Source organism: Halomonas sp., from assembly GCF_041689495.1.
GTDB lineage: Bacteria > Pseudomonadota > Gammaproteobacteria > Pseudomonadales > Halomonadaceae > Halomonas.
In genome coordinates, this window is record NZ_JBDNGD010000252.1 from 1 (window position 1) to 3,988 (window position 3,988).

Below are 3,988 nucleotides of genomic sequence, written 5' to 3' on the forward strand. Positions count from 1 at the left end.
TCAGTGCTCCCGCGTCGGCTGGAAGCGGATATCCGGCCAGCGTTCCTGGGTCATCTGCAGGTTGACCCGTGTCGGGGAGATATAGGTCAGGTAGCCGCCGCCGTCGATGGCCAGGTTGGCGCTGGCCTTGCGCTTGAATTCCTCGAGCTTCTTGGCATCGTCGCAATAGATCCAGCGGGCGGTGTTGACGTTCACCCCCTCGTAGACGCAATCGACCTTGTACTCCTCCTTGAGGCGGTGAGCGACCACGTCGAACTGCAAGGACCCCACGGCACCGAGGATGAGATCGTTGTTGTTCATCGGCATGAACACCTGGGTCGCCCCCTCCTCGGAGAGCTGCTGCAGGCCCTTCTGCAACGCCTTCATCTTCAGCGGATCCTTGAGACGCACCCGCATGAACATCTCGGGTGCGAAGTGCGGGATGCCGGTGAAGTGCATGTCCTCACCCTGGGTGAAGGTATCACCGATCTGGATGGTGCCATGGTTATGCAGCCCGATGATGTCTCCCGACCAGGCCTCTTCCACCTGGGTGCGGTCCGACGCCATGAAGGTCAAGGCATCGGCGATCTTGACGTCCTTGCCGATGCGGACATGGCGCATCTTCATGTTCTTCTCGTATTTACCGGAACAGACCCGCAGGAAGGCGATACGGTCGCGGTGGTTGGGGTCCATGTTGGCCTGGATCTTGAAAACGAAACCGCTGAAGCGCTCGTCCTCGGCCTCGACGGTACGGACATCGGTATCTCGGGGCTGCGGCGTCGGTGCGTACTCGACGAAGCCGTCGAGCATCTCACGTACCCCGAAGTTGCCCATGGCGGTCCCGAAATAGACCGGCGTCAACTCGCCACGCCGATACGCTTCCAGATCGAACTCATGCGAGGCGCCGCGCACCAGCTCGATCTCCATGCGCAATTCCTCGGCCTGCTCTTCGCCCAGCACCTCGTCCACCTCGGGGTTATCGAGGCCCCCGATGCGCTTGTCTTCGGGAATACGGCTACCCTGCCCTTGGGTATACAGGTGAATGACGTCGTTCTGCAGGTGATAGACGCCACGGAAGTGGCGCCCCATCCCGATCGGCCAGGTCATGGGCGCGCACTGGATGTTGAGCACCTCTTCGACCTCATCCATGACTTCGACCGGGTCGCGGGTGTCGCGATCCATCTTGTTGATGAAGGTAAGGATCGGCGTGGTGCGCAGGCGGCAGACCTCCATCAGCTTGATGGTCCGGGACTCCACACCCTTGGCACAGTCGATCACCATCAGCGCCGAATCCACCGCCGTCAGGGTCCGGTAGGTATCCTCGGAAAAGTCCTCGTGGCCCGGGGTATCCAGCAGATTGACGATCCGGCCGTTATAGGGAAACTGCATCACCGAGGTGGTCACAGAGATGCCACGCTCCTGCTCCATCTTCATCCAGTCGGACGTGGCATGGCGATCATTGCGCTTGCTCTTGACCGAGCCGGCCAGCTGGATAGCATTGCCGAACAACAGCATCTTCTCGGTAATGGTGGTCTTGCCGGCGTCGGGGTGCGAGATGATCGCGAAGGTTCTGCGCAGCCCGACTTCACGGGCCAGGGTGGGGTTTGACATCAATGCGGTGCCTGATCAGGACGCGAATGGGAGTTCGAAAAGCCACCATGATACCGCGACAGGCCGGGGGCCTGCATCCCGCAACGCCGGCAGGCCCGGTAGATCGTCGCTGGACATCCCGAGAGGGGCCGGTCACCTCCGATCAAACAAAACTGCGCAGAATAGTGCACCAAAAAGGCTTTCCAGCGAATTTTAGAGCAATATTATGCGCAAGAATTGCTGCATGAGCTAAACTATGTGCAATATCTTGCGCAACGAGTCAACGATGCAGATTACCATTCAGATCTACCGCCAGGGGCAATGGTACGACGCAGCCACGCTGGAGCTTCCGCATCCGGAGCTGGGCACACGCGGCCGCGCCAGGCTTGGCTATCTGCAAGACCATGCCCTGGCGTGGATGTCCCATGATGACGAGCATGCCTGCAGCCTGACCCTGCCGGTCGAACTGATGATGCGCCACCACGGCAAGCGCTGGTTCGGTTTTCTCGAGGACATCATGCCGGCCGGGGAGAGCCGACGCTACTGGATCGCGCACCTCGGCATTCAGGGCCTGACGCCCAGCGAGCAGGACACCGAGCTGCTTCGCCAGGGCACTATCGCGCCGGTCGGCAACCTGCGCATCCGCGAGGCCGTGCCACCTCGCCCGCAGGGCAGCACTCTGGAGGCACTGCGCTTCCCGCTGAGCGATGTCATCGAGCGGCATACCGACTTTCTGGAGTATGCCCAGCAGATGGGCGCCGCCAGCGGCGGGGCCACCGGCGCCGGCGGCGAGGCCCCCAAGCTGCTGGTGCGTCGCACATCCGGCGACGAGGTCTGGATCGATACCTGGCAGGACGACCCGACGACGCTCGACCCTCACTTCCTGATCAAGTTTCCCCGTGGCCAACGCGGGGCCGACGACTGCGACATCCTGCGTGCTGAGTACCATTACTACCGTGAACTGGCCGACCTCGGCATCGATACCGTCTCGCTTCAGGGGCTGCAGTTGACCGAAGGCGAGCGCTACCCCTCACTGTGGCTTCCCCGCTTCGATGTCGAGCCCCGCGAAGGGCAGCTGTGCCGTTTCGGCCTGGAATCCGTCTATGCCCTGCTCGGCGTGGCCCCGGGCACGCACCTGCGCCACACGGCGGTACTGGAGCGGCTGGTCGCCCTCCTCGAGCAGCAGCATCGAGTCCGGGAGCTGGGTGAGACCTTCGACCGAGAAGAGTTCGTGATCGAATGGGTCAAGCGCGATCTGCTCAACGTGGCCTTCGGCAACTCCGACAACCACGGGCGCAACGCGGCCCTGCTCAAGCGCCCGGCTGGCATCTGGCACGCCCCGGTCTACGACTTCGCCCCCATGAAGGCCGACCCCGAAGGGGTGACCCGCACCACCCAATGGGGCGCTCCGCTGGAGCAGGGCGGCGATTTCGACTGGCCCGCCATCGCCCGGACGCTCGGCGAGCTGGTCGACCCGGATCGCCTGATGGCCGAACTGGAACGCCTAGGGGCCCAACTGCAGGGCCTGACGGAGCGCCTGGCGGCACGCGGGGTGCCCGAGCGGATCCTGACTCGGCCGGCCGTGGGGCTCGGCCACCTCGAACAACGGCTGACGCGCTGGGGACTGTCATCATGAAGACCGACGGCATGACACCCGAGGAGCGTGAAGCCGCCCTGCTGGACCAGCTGCGCCGACTGCTGCGCGGCGAGCTCAGTGAAGGCCAGGTGCTGCGCCACCTGCGCCGCGAGGTGCTGGGCATGTCCCAGGGCGCCTATGCCGAGCTGGTGGGCATCAGCCGACGCACCCTCTCCGACATCGAACGGGATGCCGGCCATGCTTCCATGGCCAGCATGAACCGCGTCTTTCGCCCCCTGGGCCTGAAGATGGGCCTGCTGCCCCGTCAACCCGCCCTGCTGTCACGGCTCGTCGAGAACGCCGACGCTCCCTGAATCCTTCAGGTCTGCAAGTGCGCCTAGCCAGACGCCCCACAGAGGCATCATCCTGTACCGCCACCGCGAGGAGGTTCCATGTCACCACTGGTCGATTTCCACGACACCACCGAGACAGACCGCTGGCGTGCCATCAACGATGACGTGATGGGGGGCATGTCGCAGGGCGGGATGCAGGTCGAGGCACTGGCATGACGCGACAGCAAAGGCCCCGGACCGCCATGACGCTGGTCTATGACGGCCAGTGCCCGATGTGTCGGCAATTCGTGCGCCTGCAGCGTCTGCGTCGCGACGTCGGCGACCTCGAGCTGATCGACGCCCGGGAAGAGAGCGAGACCCGCCGCGAGCTAAGCGCCCTCGGCATCGACCTGAACGAGGGCTTCGCGCTCAGGATCGGCGAGCACTGGATCCACGGCAGCGACGCCCTGCACCGCCTGGCCCTGATGAGTACCGGCAGCGGCCTCTTCAA

At 63.9% G+C, this 3,988-nt stretch carries 5 protein-coding genes; 4 read left to right on the top strand and 1 reads right to left on the bottom strand.

Going from position 1 to position 3,988, the window contains the following annotated elements; all coding sequences use genetic code 11:
- A complete protein-coding gene (locus tag ACESMD_RS08865; RefSeq protein WP_372612335.1) occupies window positions 1-1,590 on the bottom strand; it encodes a peptide chain release factor 3 in 1,590 nt (529 codons plus the stop codon).
- Between the two features lie 265 nt (window positions 1,591-1,855).
- On the opposite strand from ACESMD_RS08865, the gene ACESMD_RS08870 reads away from it, so the two are divergent.
- The 4 genes from ACESMD_RS08870 to ACESMD_RS08885 form a co-directional block, all read left to right on the top strand.
- The gene (locus ACESMD_RS08870; RefSeq protein WP_372612337.1) at window positions 1,856-3,205 is read left to right on the top strand and encodes a type II toxin-antitoxin system HipA family toxin; all 1,350 of its coding nucleotides are present in this window, start codon (window positions 1,856-1,858) and stop codon (window positions 3,203-3,205) included.
- On the top strand, window positions 3,202-3,519 hold the full coding sequence (locus tag ACESMD_RS08875; RefSeq protein WP_372612339.1) for a helix-turn-helix transcriptional regulator: 318 nt from the start codon (window positions 3,202-3,204) through the stop codon (window positions 3,517-3,519). Before ACESMD_RS08870 ends, ACESMD_RS08875 begins: the two co-directional genes overlap by 4 nt.
- Before the next feature lie 78 nt (window positions 3,520-3,597).
- The gene (locus ACESMD_RS08880) at window positions 3,598-3,714 is read left to right on the top strand and encodes a CIA30 family protein (protein WP_372612341.1); all 117 of its coding nucleotides are present in this window, start codon (window positions 3,598-3,600) and stop codon (window positions 3,712-3,714) included.
- Window positions 3,711-3,988, top strand: a 278-nt coding sequence (locus tag ACESMD_RS08885; RefSeq protein WP_372612343.1) for a DCC1-like thiol-disulfide oxidoreductase family protein, incomplete at its 3' end; no start/stop codon positions are given. The genes ACESMD_RS08880 and ACESMD_RS08885, both read left to right, overlap by 4 nt.

What these genes read in the sequence shown, in the direction of transcription:
- ACESMD_RS08880 (WP_372612341.1), top strand. Translation starts at nt 3,598, where the DNA reads ATGTCACCACTGGTCGATTTCCACGACACCACCGAGACAGACCGCTGG.
- ACESMD_RS08865 (WP_372612335.1), bottom strand. Translation starts at nt 1,590, where the DNA reads ATGTCAAACCCCACCCTGGCCCGTGAAGTCGGGCTGCGCAGAACCTTC.
- ACESMD_RS08875 (WP_372612339.1), top strand. Translation starts at nt 3,202, where the DNA reads ATGAAGACCGACGGCATGACACCCGAGGAGCGTGAAGCCGCCCTGCTG.
- ACESMD_RS08870 (WP_372612337.1), top strand. Translation starts at nt 1,856, where the DNA reads ATGCAGATTACCATTCAGATCTACCGCCAGGGGCAATGGTACGACGCA.